The organism is Arthrobacter sunyaminii, assembly GCF_018866305.1.
Classification (GTDB): Bacteria; Actinomycetota; Actinomycetes; order Actinomycetales; family Micrococcaceae; genus Arthrobacter_B; species Arthrobacter_B sunyaminii.
The window spans coordinates 1,671,278-1,684,765 of sequence record NZ_CP076456.1 but is presented as its reverse complement, the minus strand read 5'-3'; the positions used below and the strand labels follow the sequence as shown (position 1 = coordinate 1,684,765).

General features: G+C 63.6%; 12 protein-coding genes. 3 read left to right on the top strand and 9 right to left on the bottom strand.

From position 1 onward, the window contains the following. Positions 1-85 precede the first annotated feature (85 nt). Both KG104_RS18060 and KG104_RS07380 read right to left on the bottom strand, forming a co-directional pair. On the bottom strand, positions 86-316 hold the full coding sequence (locus KG104_RS18060; RefSeq protein WP_237686798.1) for a hypothetical protein: 231 nt from the start codon (positions 314-316) through the stop codon (positions 86-88). Then, a complete protein-coding gene (locus KG104_RS07380) occupies positions 306-1,337 on the bottom strand; it encodes an MFS transporter (protein WP_237686797.1) in 1,032 nt (343 codons plus the stop codon). Before KG104_RS07380 ends, KG104_RS18060 begins: the two co-directional genes overlap by 11 nt. A gap of 69 nt (positions 1,338-1,406) precedes the next feature. Between KG104_RS07380 and KG104_RS07375 the strand changes: the two genes are divergently transcribed. Then, positions 1,407-1,847 (top strand): cytidine deaminase family protein, encoded by a 441-nt coding sequence (locus KG104_RS07375; RefSeq protein WP_207346594.1) that lies wholly within the window; start codon positions 1,407-1,409, stop codon positions 1,845-1,847. A 71-nt stretch (positions 1,848-1,918) separates the two neighbouring features. Further along, positions 1,919-2,593 carry a maleylpyruvate isomerase family mycothiol-dependent enzyme gene (locus KG104_RS07370; RefSeq protein ID WP_207346593.1) on the top strand — a complete coding sequence of 225 codons (675 nt, stop codon included), beginning with the start codon at positions 1,919-1,921 and terminating at the stop codon, positions 2,591-2,593. Between the two features lie 416 nt (positions 2,594-3,009). Here the strand turns inward: KG104_RS07370 and KG104_RS07365 are convergent, their stop codons facing one another. Both KG104_RS07365 and KG104_RS07360 read right to left on the bottom strand, forming a co-directional pair. Beyond that, on the bottom strand, positions 3,010-3,858 hold the full coding sequence (locus KG104_RS07365; RefSeq protein ID WP_207346592.1) for a hypothetical protein: 849 nt from the start codon (positions 3,856-3,858) through the stop codon (positions 3,010-3,012). A gap of 496 nt (positions 3,859-4,354) precedes the next feature. Beyond that, complete coding sequence (locus tag KG104_RS07360; protein ID WP_207346591.1) at positions 4,355-4,966, bottom strand: dihydrofolate reductase family protein; 612 nt, start codon at positions 4,964-4,966, stop codon at positions 4,355-4,357. A 222-nt stretch (positions 4,967-5,188) separates the two neighbouring features. Here KG104_RS07360 and KG104_RS07355 point away from each other — a divergent pair, with 222 nt between their 5' ends. Next, positions 5,189-5,821: a DUF3267 domain-containing protein gene (locus KG104_RS07355; RefSeq protein ID WP_207346590.1), complete on the top strand. Its 633-nt coding sequence runs from the start codon at positions 5,189-5,191 to the stop codon at positions 5,819-5,821. A 309-nt stretch (positions 5,822-6,130) separates the two neighbouring features. On the opposite strand, the gene KG104_RS07350 is transcribed toward KG104_RS07355, so the two are convergent. From KG104_RS07350 to KG104_RS07330, 5 genes are all read right to left on the bottom strand, one after another. Then, entirely contained in the window at positions 6,131-7,108 is a 978-nt protein-coding gene (locus KG104_RS07350; protein ID WP_207346589.1) for an aldo/keto reductase, read from the bottom strand. A 55-nt stretch (positions 7,109-7,163) separates the two neighbouring features. Continuing rightward, on the bottom strand, positions 7,164-7,481 hold the full coding sequence (locus KG104_RS07345) for a hypothetical protein (protein ID WP_207346588.1): 318 nt from the start codon (positions 7,479-7,481) through the stop codon (positions 7,164-7,166). Positions 7,482-7,562: 81 nt separating this feature from the next. Beyond that, positions 7,563-8,411 carry an SDR family oxidoreductase gene (locus KG104_RS07340; RefSeq protein WP_104160816.1) on the bottom strand — a complete coding sequence of 283 codons (849 nt, stop codon included), beginning with the start codon at positions 8,409-8,411 and terminating at the stop codon, positions 7,563-7,565. A 48-nt stretch (positions 8,412-8,459) separates the two neighbouring features. Then, positions 8,460-10,433 (bottom strand): 1-deoxy-D-xylulose-5-phosphate synthase, encoded by a 1,974-nt coding sequence (gene dxs, locus KG104_RS07335; protein ID WP_104160815.1) that lies wholly within the window; start codon positions 10,431-10,433, stop codon positions 8,460-8,462. A gap of 182 nt (positions 10,434-10,615) precedes the next feature. Beyond that, the gene (locus KG104_RS07330) at positions 10,616-13,441 is read right to left on the bottom strand and encodes an aconitate hydratase (protein WP_104160814.1); all 2,826 of its coding nucleotides are present in this window, start codon (positions 13,439-13,441) and stop codon (positions 10,616-10,618) included. Positions 13,442-13,488: the final 47 nt, after the last annotated feature.

Sequence of the window (13,488 nt, the reverse complement as noted above, 5' to 3'; positions counted from 1 at the left end):
TGCCCGTGGGGGGACCCGGTCCCGACGGGAGGACGCCCAACGTATGTCATCGCACCGTCAGCCCACAGCGAGACGGGAGCCTGGGTCAACGCGTTACTGCTCTGGCACGGGTCGGTTTGCGGTTGCGCGGGTCCGTTGGCCGGAACAGGAAGACGGCGGCGACGGCGCACACCAGGAACACCAGACCGCCGGCCAACACCGGCAGGGCGATGTGCACGACGGCGAGCACGCCGCCAAGCGCGGATCCGAGAGCGAGGCCGAGGAGCGCCAACACGCGTGAAGCCGCATTGACCCGGCCCCGAAGTTCATCCGGCACCAGGCGCTGGCGAAGCGATGTTGCGCAGATTCCCCAGATGACGGCATGAAGGATGTAGGATGTAGGCCGCCAGCAGGAGTGCCGCCACCACGCCGTTGTTGGTGGCCGACAGGGCGAGAAGGGAGACAGCACCCGTTAGGAGACTGGCGGCGATAGTCCACCGGTATCCGATCTTTGAACGGATCCGGGGTGCTGCAAAGGATCCGGCCAACCCGCCGAAGGCGGAGGCCGCGAGGATGACGCCATACCCGGCGGAATCGACGTCGAGTTGCTGCTGCGCGAAGAGCACCAGAATCGAGAAGGGCAGCATATAGCCCACGCTGGCCAGTGCACCGATGAGCGCCAAGGCGCCGACCACCCGGTTTCCGCCCAACCAGCGGGCACCGGCTGCTGCCTCTGCCCACAGCGTTGCGCGTCCGGACTTCGGCTCGGTGACCCCTGCGATGGCTGCACCCGTGAGCCGCTTGGGCAGCGCCAGGGCCAGGAAACCGGCTGCTGTCCAGAGCCCGCCCATGGCGAAGATCGGAACCGCCGCCGCGAGAGCGAAGAGAAGTCCCCCGAGCGGCGGGCCGGCGAATTCGTCGGCAATAATCTGGGTTGCTGAGATGCGGCCGTTTGCCCGGTCCAGGTCTCGGTCACGAACGAGGGCGGGAACGAGTGACATTGAGGCGTTGTCGGCGGCGCTTTCCAGAGTTCCGATGAGCGCAAACACTATGTACAGCAGAAGCAGGCTGCCTGCTCCGAACTGGAGGCACAGTGCGAACGCCAGGACAGTGCAGCCACGCAGAATATTGGCGAACGCGAGAAGCGTGGGCCGATCCGTTCGGTCAACCCAGACACCAATGGGCAGCGCCACGAGCAGGCGCACCAGGGCGTAAACCGTTGCGAGACCGGCCACCCACCGCGGGTCATCCGTCAGGGATGCCGCCAGCAGCGGCATGGAAACAAACGCCAGCCCGTCTGCAAGGTTCGATGCAGCGTTGGCGCTCCAAAGAACCCTGAATCCGCGGCCAAGAGACATCAGTTGAGCGTACACGCTGGCCGTGTTTACTGGCGCGCTGCTGCTGCAGCCAGCGGCTAGCATGGGCCCGTGAATGAAAACCCAAACCAAAGACCCGGCACCCTTCCGGTCATCGAACAGGCACTTACTGAGCTGGCCCGCACGACTATTGATGAAGCTACCGACGCAGGCCCAGGCGAAGACGGCATTCACACCATGGGCGCAGCAGTCCGGTCCGCCGACGGCCGCATGTTCGCTGGAGTCAACCTCTACCATTTCACCGGTGGTCCGTGCGCCGAACTCGTTGCACTCGGGGCGGCAAGGGCCGCCGGCGCCACCGACCTGACCCACATTGTTGCGGTGGGTAATCACGGACGGGGAGTCAAAAGTCCGTGCGGCCGGGACCGGCAGATCCTCGCCGACTACTATCCGGGCATCGAGGTGATTATGCCAACGGCGGCGGGACCGGTGTGCATCGCTGCCCGCGAGCTGCTGCCCCTGGGCTTCGACACCAGCGGTGAGCACAGCTGAGCACCGTCCGGCACAATCCGGTTTGAAGACTGGTCCGCCAAACGGCGTGGGTTCAGGTTAGAGTCCTGACCATGGTGAAAGCTCTTCCCTTCAGGACATCATCAGGGGCTGGTTCCCGCATCTGGCCTGTGGTGCACGAGGAACGCCGCGCTTTGATTTCTGATCTGGAGCAGTTGCAGCCCTCACTGTGGCAGACTCCGTCCCTCTGCCCGGACTGGAGTGTGCACGACGTGCTTGCTCATCTTGTCGATACGGCGAAAACCAACCGATTAGGCTTTGTCGGCAGCCTCATCGCTGCCCGCTTCGATTTTGACCGCGCCAACGCCCTGGGTGTCGCCCGGGAATGTGCGGAAGACCCCGTCCGCACATTGGACAGGTTGAAGTCAGTCCAAGCCAGAAAAACCGGACCGCCGGTTCCCCTCGCCACTCGACTGGTTGAAGCGTTTATCCACGGCGAGGATATCCGGCGCCCCGTGGGGATTCACCGAACGTATCCCCCTGCCCATGTTGTCACTGCGCTGAAGTACCAACTGAAAACAAGCGTCAAAACCGGAGGCGGCAAGGAACGTGCCAAAGGCTGGCGGCTGGTGGCAACGGATGAAGGGTTTAGTCATGGGTCCGGCCCGGAGGTGCGTGGTCCGGCCATCGTGTTGCTGCTTGCAGTGTCCGGACGTCCCGTGCTCCCCCACGAATTGGCCGGTCCAGGGGCCGCGTCCTTCATCCGCGGCACGGAGGAGACCCCGTAATTGCTGCCAGCGGACCGAGAGGTGTTGCGTGCAGATCCTGCCCCCTCCCGCCCCCCCTCGCTAAACGCTGCCGCACACGCGCGCTGGCAGATGAGATTGGCCGGACGCTGGACGAAGGTGCGGAGGCCGGTCCCGAGGACATCGACCTGTGCATGATCCTGGGCGACGGTCCACGATGTAGCCGGGCATTTGGGTCAGCTTTGTTCTCAACCGCAGCGAGGATGCGCTGCTGTCCGTAGAGGCGCGCAATGCACCGTCTCCGTTCGATGCGCGACGAAGGGCCGGATCACGCCGTGTTACTTGAGTAGGCATGGAAAGCTGCGTCGAGCTGGACTTCAGCACGGATGTTCGCGTCGACGGTCTGCCAGGGCGGATTGCATAAGAACCATGCTTCTGTGGTCTCGCCATTGGCCGCACTAATTGCGCCCTCTGTCCCACCCCCACCCTACGGTGCGCATCGCGGCTGAAACGGCATCCGGATCTGCGTCGGTAGCCTGCGGAACAGTAGGAGTGAAGCGGCGCGTGGCATTGTTGGCCGGCACCAGGGACTTGCGGTCCAGAGCATCGCCTACCCATACGCCCACGCCGTGACTATGCTCGTTGCTTTCGTAGTCCTGCACCCGAAATGAAAGAGCCACGTAGTAACGCCCTTCAGCGACCACCATCCCGGCGGTTACGGGGTCCTCGAAGTACAGTGATGGGTCGTCACCTTCCCAATTCAGGCGGATAATCCCCTCCACCACTTCCGGTGGGACCGCTTGGGCGGCGGGGACGCGATCGCCGCCTGCCGCGGGCACAGCGCCCACAGGGACTTCTGCTTCAGCGGCCACTTCCGCCACTTCCGAGGGCGGGTCGACCTGCTCAAAGTCTGTGGTTTCGGCGGCAGGGGCATTCGCCGCGCCGACAATGACGTTGTTTTCCATAGTCCAGATGCCGACGGCGTTAACGTCCACATCAACGCTGCTAACCACTGCTACCACTACGTCAATGTCCGCGACCGTGTAGACGCGGGCGTCGGTAATATCCACGTCATTGACGGTTACGTTTGCTTCAATTTGCTGGACGACTTCAGCGGGCACCTCAGGGGCATCCTGCACTTCGGCGGGCAGCGTCGGGGCCATCGCGGACACGGTCGGCTGCGGCGTCTCGATGACGTCGGGAGTGCTGTCACCGGCAAGGCTGGCACCGGCTACTCCTCCGGCCGCCCCGGCGACAAGGGCTACAGCGGCGGCGATACCCGCCAGCTTCGCGGTGGTAATCTGCACCAGGGGTTCCTCTCTCCGGATTGGGGATGGAAGGGCAGCCCCGCGCCGCTCACCCTATTCCCTGGCCGCAGTCTCGGCCACGCGACGAGATGGCTCCTTATTAAGGATAGTAAAAATCCATGGAGTCATCATTTCGGAGACTTCCTGACCGACACCGTCAGCGGGAGGTCTCGACGTTTGCGGTTGCTTCGATCCCTGATCCCGGATGCTGTCGGGTACACCATCGCCGGAGGGCCCGGGTTAGGGCGGCTTTAATAATCCCGGCGAGCTCTGCGAGCGAGGGATTTTCGTTGCCGCCGTTCCGGGACCTCCTGCGCACCCAAGGTGCCGCTCGGCCAAAAGGCTTAGAACAAAGCCACCTTCGGCATCCGCGGGAAGATCCGGTCCAGCTCCTCCGGGTCCTTCTCCGACGGCTCCCAGGAGGCGGCTTCAGCGTTTTTCTGGACCTGCTCCAAACCGCGGCTTCCCGGTTCCGCGGCCGAAGCAGCAAAGCGACCTACTCCCCCGCAGTAATCCCCGTCACTGGGGCACCTGAGCGATCGTAGACCACGCGGAGCACCCCGGAAGGAAAGGCCTGCGGTGTCCCGGCCAACGTGAAAGCCGCCGGCACACTTCTTCCTGCCGTGAAGATCCGTTTGCCGGTACCCAACGTCAAGGGATAAATGAAGAGGTTGAGTCGATCGAGGATGCCGGAGTCCAGCAGCGACCCGGCGAGGGCACCGCTGCCCACAACGTGGATGTCCTCATACTTACCCTTGAGACCGGCTGCCTGTTCAACTTCCGGGAGGACCGCCGTCCCCTGCCAGCCGGCGTCGTCCATTGTCCGGGACACGACGTACTTGTCCATGGAGTTGAACTTCTCGGCAATGGGGTTCGAAGTTCCGCGCTGCGGCCAGTAGCCGGCGAAGATGTCGTAGGTTCTTCTCCCAAGCAGCAGCGCGTCCATCCGGTTTATGCCGGCCATAATCGCACGACCCGACTCGGCGTCCGAATAGGCTGCCTGCCAGCCTCCGAGGGTGAAGCCATCAGACGGGTCCTCGTCAGCGCTGCCAGGGCCCTGATACACACCGTCGATGCTCATAAACAGGTCCAGGGAGATTGTTCCCACGCTGCCCTCCTTCGCCTCACGGTCTTTGCTGATCGCGTCATGCCGGGACAATCACCGGCCGTTTAGCAGGATTATGCGTCGACGGACGACTGTCAATCCATGCCACGGCACCTCCGGTGCACGTTTGGACCCCGCCCCAGTCTCTCTTGCCGCGGGCGCTGCAGTGTGCTGCACTCGCTGGGACGGCTGCAAGCACGGAGAAGGCGGACTCGGAGGAAAGGCATGACAGGTCAGGCCAAGGCACGCGGGATTTCAGCACTCCCGACTGGTTATCTCCTCCACCAGACCATCGATATCAAAAGCGAGCGGAAGTTCCAGCTCGCCACCCAGTCTCTCTTCCTTCTCATTGTCCTTGCTGCCGGCACCGCAGCTCTGGTGTTCGCTCTGCCTCTCACCTCTGGCTGGAGTCTTTGGGGCACCATCGCAGTGACCGCGATTTCCGTCCTCGTTTATATGGCAGTTCACGAAGCGACCCACGGCGTTGCAGTACATGTTCTGACCGGTATTCGGCCCTCTTACGGGATGGCTTTCCCCTTCCTCACCGCAGGAAGCCGGGCGTACCTCAGCCACCGAAGTTTCGTGATCGCAGCCTTGGCGCCGTGCATCGTGTGGGGAGCTGTCCTGCTCGCAGCATGGTTTCTGCTTCCCGCTGATTTCCGGCTAACCGCGTATGTCGTGCTCACCCTGAATTTCGCCGGTTCGGCTGGGGACTTTGTACTCATAGGTGCGGTACGTGGGCAGCCCTCTGGTGCGCTGGTACAGGACGACGGCGCCAAAGTTCGGATCTTCGTTCCCCGAGAACCCGGGCATACCGTCGATCCGGGTCATTCGACTCCGGGCCAGCAAGGGCCGTGAACGAAACCAGCCCACACGACGCACGAACTTGCGGCACCTGAACAGGCCTTGATTGACCCCGCCCGGACGACAATTGAAAGTCCGTGTGGACGCGACCGGCAGATGTTCGCGGATTACTAGCCCGGCCAACCTGTATCGCCGCCAACTGCTGCCCCCTGGTGTTTGACACCCGGGGTGAGCAGGGCTGTGCATGACGCCGGAGGGCCCGGGTTAGGCGGCTTTAATAATCCCGGCGAGCTCTGCGAGCAGGGATTTTCGTTGCCGCCGTTCCGGATCCTCCGGCGCACCCAAGGCGACGGGATGCGAGAACTAGAACAGGGCAACCTTCGGCATCCGCGGGAAGATCCGGTCCAGTTCCTCCAGATCCTTCTCCGACGGCTCCCAGGAAACGGCCTCGGCGTTCTGCTGCACCTGCTCAACCGAGGTGGCACCGGCGATGACTGAAGAGACAGCAGGCTGTGCGGCCAGCCAGGAGAAGGCCACCTCAACTTCGGTGAGCCCGCGGTCCTTGGCGAATGTGCCGAATTCAGCCAGCTGGTCGAAATCAGCATTGTCCAGCAGGTTCTGCCGGGAGTGCGTCAGCCGGCTGCCCTCGGGGGCCTTGCCGCTGCTGTACTTGCCCGTCAGCAATCCGTTGGCGAGCGGGAAGTAGGGCAGAATGCCCAACCCGTAGGCTTCCGCTGCGGGAACAACCTCAAGCTCTGCGCGCCGGTCCAGCAGGTTGTAGTGGTTCTGCGCCGAGATGAACGGGGTGTAGCCGCCCATCCGTGCAGTGAACTCAGCTTCGGCAATCTCCCAGCCGGCACGGTTGGAGTGGCCGATGTAGCGCACCTTGCCGCTGGTGACCAGGTCATCCAAAGCCGCGAGGGTCTCCTCGATCGGCGTGAGCGGATCCGGTGTATGGAACTGGTAGAGGTCAATCCAGTCCGTGCCCAGACGGCGCAGCGAAGCTTCCGCAGCCTTAACGATGTACCGGCGCGAACCGCGGGCATCAAAGTCCCGGCCGTTTACGCCCTTCATGTCCATGCCGAACTTGGTGGCCAGCACTACGTCCCCGCGCCGGTTCCCCAGCGCCTTGCCGAGCATTTCCTCGCTGAGCCCCGGAACAGCGCCGTAACTGTCGGCGACGTCGAAGAGGGTGATTCCCGCGTCAATGGCCGCGTTAACGACGGCGTCGGTTCCCTCCTGAACTTCGGTGGGTGTTCCGGGTCGTCCGAGGTTGTTGCAGCCCAGTCCCACAGTGGAGACGGTGAGGCCGGAATTTCCGAGTCTGTTGTAAGAAGTCATGGAGCCCACGCTACCGAACCTCAGCGCCCCGGCATGCCCCGCAGCGCCGTAAAGCTTAACCGCTAAAGGGAAACGGATTGGTGTTGGGACCGGGGGCCTTGTCCGTCTCCATGATGTATTGGACGGGGATCGGCCCCGTCGGCAGCACGCCCTCATAGGCGCGTTCGGAGTGACGGGTCACTTCCGCAAGACCCGCCTCGCGGACGGCTCCGTAGAAATGGTGAACCGGGGCAGGTTCCCGGCCGCCGTTCTCGCACCAAATCATGTACATGCCGTACAGGTCCGCGGCCAGCACCGATTCACTCTCATCAAGCCCGGCCAGGGTGCACTCGTCGAGAAACAGAAGGACGTGGTCAAGGTTCTGCTCAGCCATGGTTTGACACTAGAGAAGAACAGCGGAATCCGATACCCGCTGCGCCCCAAATAGTCATGGCCAGTAGCCGCGCTGGAGCGCTCAGCGCTGCATCAGGTATTCTTCGAGCCCCATCGGAGCGGTACCGGTCAACTGCTGTACGTCTGCGCTGACCTCACCCATCTCACCCTCCGCAATGGCCGTGTACGTGCTCACCCACGCCTCGATCTGCCACTGCTCTACGCCGCTGACCTGCCGTGATTCCAGGGCCTCTTCCACTGTCTCATTGTGGTAGCTCACATGTGAGCCCGTCACCCGCGTCAGGATTTCAGCGATCTCTTCGAAGGTGAGGGCCTGCGGCCCGGTGAGCGTATAGGCCGCACCGGCGTGCGGCAGCGGTTCTGTGAGAATACGGGCCGCCGTCCGGGCCACATCAGCCCGCGCCACGGCTGCCAGCCGGCCGGTCCCCGCCGGGCCCCTCAGCACAGCGTCGCGGCCAACGAGCGACGGCAGCACGTCCTGATAGAGGCAATTCCGCAGGAAGGTGTACTGCACGCCGCTGGCCCTGATGTATTCCTCTGTGTCCGCGTGGTCACGGGCGAGCGTGAACACTGCATCCGGTGCTGCCCCCATGAAGGAGGTGTAAACGATATGGCGCACCCCGGCGTCGACGGCGGCGTCCACGAAGGTGCGGTGGTCCTGGCGCCGGTACCGGCTCTCCGCCGCCGACACCATGAAGAGCGTCTGCACGCCTTCCAGGGCACGGGTGGAGTGCCCCCGGTCCGAGTAGGTAATCGCGTACGACGGCGTTCCGGGCAGCTCCGGCAGCCGGGCAGTGTGGCGGGCCAGCAGCCGCTGGGGAACGCCGGCCTCTGCCAGCAGCCGCGCGACCGCGCCGCCCAGAGCACCGGTGGCACCGGTGACAGCTATGTCCGGTTGTTGCTGTGTCATGGTCCACCCCTTGCGGTTGCAGCTGCCACTAGCGGTTATCCGCGGCGCCTACTGGATTTTCGGAATCTGGCCGGTGGGCATTTCCTGCCCGGGAAGCGGGCGGGCGAACGGGACCTTGGTCCCCAGAACCTGCGCGACGACGTCGTTGGCCACCTGCCGGGCAGTCAGCCCGACGCGCTCCAAGACCTCCCCGCGGGTGCCGTGGTCCAGGAATTCCACTGGAAGACCAACCTCGTTCAGCGCGGTGTCCACACCGGCGGCCCGCATTTCCTGCCGGATCCGCGACCCGACACCGCCGGCGCGCACGCCGTCCTCGATCACAATAACGATCCGGTGTTCGGCCGCCATGCGGATAATCGACCGCGGCACGGGCAGGACCCAGCGCGGATCCACCACAGTGGAGCTGATGCCCTGGTCACCGAGGCGGCCGGCCACCTGCAGGGCCATTTCGGCCATGGCGCCGACGCTGACAATCAGGACGTCATTGGACTTTTCACCCGTGGGACGGCGGGCCAGCACGTCCACGCCGTCGGTGGTGCGTTCCAGCGCATCCACGTCGGGGCCAACCGTTCCCTTGGAGAACCGGACCACGCTGGGGGCATCATTGATGGCGACAGCCTCGCGCAGTTCTTCCTTCAGCCGGGTGGCATCACGCGGGGCCGCCAGGTGCAGGCCCGGCACGATCTGCAGCATCGACATGTCCCACATGCCGTGATGGCTGGCGCCGTCGGGGCCGGTGACTCCGGCGCGGTCCAGCACAATGGTTACGCCGGCCTTATGCAGGGCCACATCCATGAGCAGCTGGTCGAAGGCCCGGTTCAGGAAGGTTGCGTAAAGCGCGACGACGGGGTGCAGCCCGCCGAAAGCCATGCCCGCCGCAGAGGTGAGGGCGTGCTGCTCGGCGATGCCGACGTCGAACACCCGCTCGGGATGCTTCTCAGCGAACCGGTGCAGGCCAACCGGAATCAGCATGGCACCGGTGATGCCCACAATGTCTTCGCGCTCATCGGCAATGTCGGCGATCTCCGTCGCGAAGACAGATGTCCAGGACTGCTTGCTGCCCGGCTCAACCGGCTTACCGGTTTCCGGATCGATGATGCCCACGGCGTGGAACTGGTCTGCCACGTTGGCACGGGCGGGAGCATAACCGCGGCCCTTTTCCGTCATCGCGTGCACAATCACGGGACCGTTGTAGTTGCGGGCTTTGATGAGGGCACGTTCCACGGCCGCCATGTCGTGTCCGTCAATCGGACCGATGTACTTCATGCCCAGGTCTTCAAACAAACCCTGCGGCGCCCACCAGTCCTTAATGCCGCGCTTGGCTGCATGCAGGCTGTGATACGTGAACCTGCCAACCGGGCCGCCGTGCTGGAGCCGCTGCTTCCACCATCCGAGCGTGTTCTCGTACGCGCGGTGGGTGCGCACGGCGTCCAGTGTGGGGCGCAGGGACGCGAGGTAGTCGGCCAGGCCGCCAATGGTGGGTGCGTAGGAGCGTCCGTTGTCGTTGACCACGATCACGACCCGGCGGCGCTGGTCCGCCGCGATATTGTTCAGGGCTTCCCAGGCCATGCCGCCGGTCAGGGCGCCGTCGCCCACCATCACCACGGTGTAGCGGTCGCCTTCGCCGGTGAGCTGCCGGGCGCGGGAGATGCCGTCCGCCCAGGACAGTGACGAGGAAGCATGGGAGGATTCCACAATGTCATGCACAGACTCGGCCCTTGAAGGGTAGCCGGACATCCCGCCCTGCTGTCGAAGGGTCGAGAAATCCTGGCGCCCGGTGAGGATCTTGTGCACGTAGGACTGGTGGCCGGTGTCAAAAACGATGCTGTCCCGGGGCGAGTCAAAGACCCGGTGGATTCCCACGGTCAGCTCCACAACGCCCAGGTTAGGGCCAAGATGGCCGCCGGTTTGGGCAACATTACTGATCAGGAAGGACCGGATTTCCGCAGACAAACGCTCCAGCTGCTCCGTGGTGAGCTTGCTGAGGTCCCGCGGATCACGGATGGTTTCCAGAAGTCCCAACGGGCGTCTCCCTTGCTTTTAGGCAACGGCACTGCACACCGTCACAACGTTTAACTCTAACGCTTGAAGGAGCCGCTCCTGTTCCACAACAGGCAAAGAGCCCCGCCGGCCGAGTTCAAAAACTCGGCCGGCGGGGCTCCCAAATCCTCAAAACCGCTTCAGTTGCGGTGAGGAGCGCCTTGCTACTTAGCGGTGATCTGGCGCAGGACGTACTGCAGGATGCCGCCGTTGCGGTAGTAATCCGCTTCACCCGGGGTATCGATGCGAAGGACCGCGTCGAAGGTGATGGCTTCACCGTTCTCCGGCGTAGCCGTGACCGTAACGGTCTTGGGCGTGGTGCCGTTGTTGAGTTCGGTCACGCCGGAAACCGCAAAGGTTTCCGTTCCGGTCAGGCCCAGGGACTCGGCGTTGACGCCGGCCGGGTACTGCAGCGGAAGGACACCCATGCCAATGAGGTTGGAGCGGTGGATGCGCTCGTAGCTCTCGGCGATGACGGCCTTGACGCCCAGCAGGGCGGTACCCTTGGCAGCCCAGTCACGCGAGGAACCGGAACCGTATTCCTTGCCTGCCAGGACAACCAGCGGAATGCCGGCGGCCTGGTAGTTGACCGAAGCATCGTAGACGGCGGCCTGCGGTGCATCTGCCTGGCTGAAGTCGCGGGTGAAACCGCCTTCAACGCCGTCGAGCAGCTGGTTCTTGATGCGGATGTTCGCGAACGTACCGCGGATCATCACCTCGTGGTTGCCTCGGCGGGAGCCGTAGGAGTTGAAGTCCTTGCGCTCGACGCCGTGCTCCAGCAGGTAGCGGCCTGCCGGGGTGTCGGACTTGAAGGAACCGGCCGGGGAGATGTGGTCGGTGGTGACCGAATCGCCAAGCTTCAGCAGGACGCGGGCGCCCTCGATGTCGGTGACGGGCTCCGGCTGGGCCTTCATGCCCTCGAAGTACGGGGGCTTCCGGACGTACGTGGACTCCGTATCCCACTCGAAGGTTGCACCTTCGGGGGTGGGCAGGGACTTCCAGCGGTCGTCGCCTTCGAAGATGGTGTCGTAGCTGTTGCTGAACATCTCCTTGTTGATGGAGGCGTCGATGATTTCCTGAACCTCGACCGGGTTCGGCCAGATGTCCTTCAGGAAAATGTCGTTGCCGGCTTCGTCCTGGCCCAGCGGGTCATTCTCGAAGTCGAAGTCCATGGTGCCGGCCAGGGCGTAAGCGACAACCAGCGGCGGGGAGGCCAGGTAGTTCATCTTCACGTCCGGGTTGATCCGGCCTTCGAAGTTGCGGTTACCGGAGAGGACTGCGGTGACCGCCAGGTCGGCTTCCTGGATGGCCGTGGAGATTTCTTCTTCCAGCGGACCGGAGTTGCCGATGCAGGTGGCGCAACCGTAACCGACCACGAAGAAGCCAAGCTTCTCCAGGTACGGGATCAGGCCGGACTTCTCGTAGTAGTCGGTGACTACCTTGGAACCCGGAGCGATCGAGGTCTTGACCCACGGCTGCGTGACGAGGCCCTTTTCGACGGCGTTGCGGGCCAGCACTGCTGCTGCCATCATCACCGACGGGTTGGACGTGTTGGTGCAGGAGGTGATCGAGGCGATCGACACAGCGCCGTGGTCCAGCTCGAAGCTGCGGCCGTCTGCCATGGTGACTGGCACCGAGTTGGTGGAGCGTTCAGCCGGAGCGTCAGCCTTCTCCACCAGGTCGTGCTCGCGGTCTTCCACCTGAGTGGCGTTGGCGTTGAACGACGGCGCGTCCGAGGCCGGGAAGGTCTCTTCCAGCGTCTCGTCGACAGTGCCGCTCTCGGCTTCAACAGTCTCGTGGACGTAGTTCTTCAGGTCCTTGCGGAACTGTTCCTTGGCATTGGTCAGCTCAACGCGGTCCTGCGGGCGCTTCGGTCCGGCGATGGAGGAAACAACCGTGGAGAGGTCCAGTTCCAGGTACTCGGAGTACTGGATCTCAACGGACGGGTCGTGCCACAGGCCCTGCTCCTTGGCGTAGGCCTCAACGAGGTCCACGCTTTCCGCGGAACGGCCGGTGAGGCGCAGGTAGTCCAGGGTTACGTCGTCGATCGGGAACATGGCGGCCGTGGAACCGAATTCCGGGCTCATGTTGCCGATGGTGGCGCGGTTGGCCAGCGGCACAGCGCCGACACCTTCGCCGTAGAACTCTACGAACTTGCCGACAACACCGTGCTTGCGCAGCATTTCGGTGATCGTCAGAACAACGTCGGTGGCGGTGGCGCCGGCGGGGATTTCACCGGTGAGCTTGAAGCCGACCACGCGCGGGATCAGCATGGAGACGGGCTGGCCGAGCATGGCTGCCTCGGCCTCGATGCCGCCAACGCCCCAGCCGAGCACGCCCAGGCCGTTGACCATGGTGGTGTGGGAGTCGGTGCCGACGCAGGTGTCCGGGTAGGCACGCAGGACGCCGTCAACTTCACGGGTCATGACGGTGCGGGCCAGGTACTCGATGTTGACCTGGTGGACAATGCCCATTCCCGGGGGAACAACCTTGAAGTCATCGAAGGCAGTCTGGCCCCAGCGAAGGAACTGGTAACGCTCGCCGTTGCGCTGGTATTCGATTTCCATGTTGCGCTCAAGGGCGCCGGAGTTGCCGAAGGCGTCGATCTGGACCGAGTGGTCAATGACCATTTCGGCCGGCGCCAGCGGGTTGACCCGCTTGGGGTCTCCGCCAAGCTCTGCAACGGCTTCACGCATGGTCGCCAGGTCCACAATGCAGGGGACGCCGGTGAAGTCCTGCATGATGACCCGGGCAGGGGTGAACTGAATTTCAGTGCTGGGTTCTGCATTTGCATCCCACTGTGCGAGTGCACGTACGTGATCTGCGGTGATGTTGGCACCATCTTCGGTGCGCAGCAGGTTTTCCAGCAGGACCTTGAGGCTGAACGGAAGGCTCTTTGCACCTTCGACGGAATTCAACCGGAAAATTTCATATTCGTTTCCACCGACGTTTAGTACGCCTTTGGATCCGAAGCTGTCCACATTAGTCATAATAGGACTCCTCTCGCCACCGTTTTATCTTTGTCCAGCGGTCCGCG

Excerpts from the sequence above, each read along its gene's own strand:
- KG104_RS07380 (WP_237686797.1), bottom strand. The coding sequence starts at position 1,337 with ATGTCTCTTGGCCGCGGATTCAGGGTTCTTTGGAGCGCCAACGCTGCA.
- KG104_RS07370 (WP_207346593.1), top strand. The coding sequence starts at position 1,919 with ATGGTGAAAGCTCTTCCCTTCAGGACATCATCAGGGGCTGGTTCCCGC.
- KG104_RS07355 (WP_207346590.1), top strand. The coding sequence starts at position 5,189 with ATGACAGGTCAGGCCAAGGCACGCGGGATTTCAGCACTCCCGACTGGT.
- KG104_RS07350 (WP_207346589.1), bottom strand. The coding sequence starts at position 7,108 with ATGACTTCTTACAACAGACTCGGAAATTCCGGCCTCACCGTCTCCACT.
- KG104_RS07345 (WP_207346588.1), bottom strand. The coding sequence starts at position 7,481 with ATGGCTGAGCAGAACCTTGACCACGTCCTTCTGTTTCTCGACGAGTGC.
- KG104_RS07340 (WP_104160816.1), bottom strand. The coding sequence starts at position 8,411 with ATGACACAGCAACAACCGGACATAGCTGTCACCGGTGCCACCGGTGCT.
- KG104_RS07330 (WP_104160814.1), bottom strand. The coding sequence starts at position 13,441 with ATGACTAATGTGGACAGCTTCGGATCCAAAGGCGTACTAAACGTCGGT.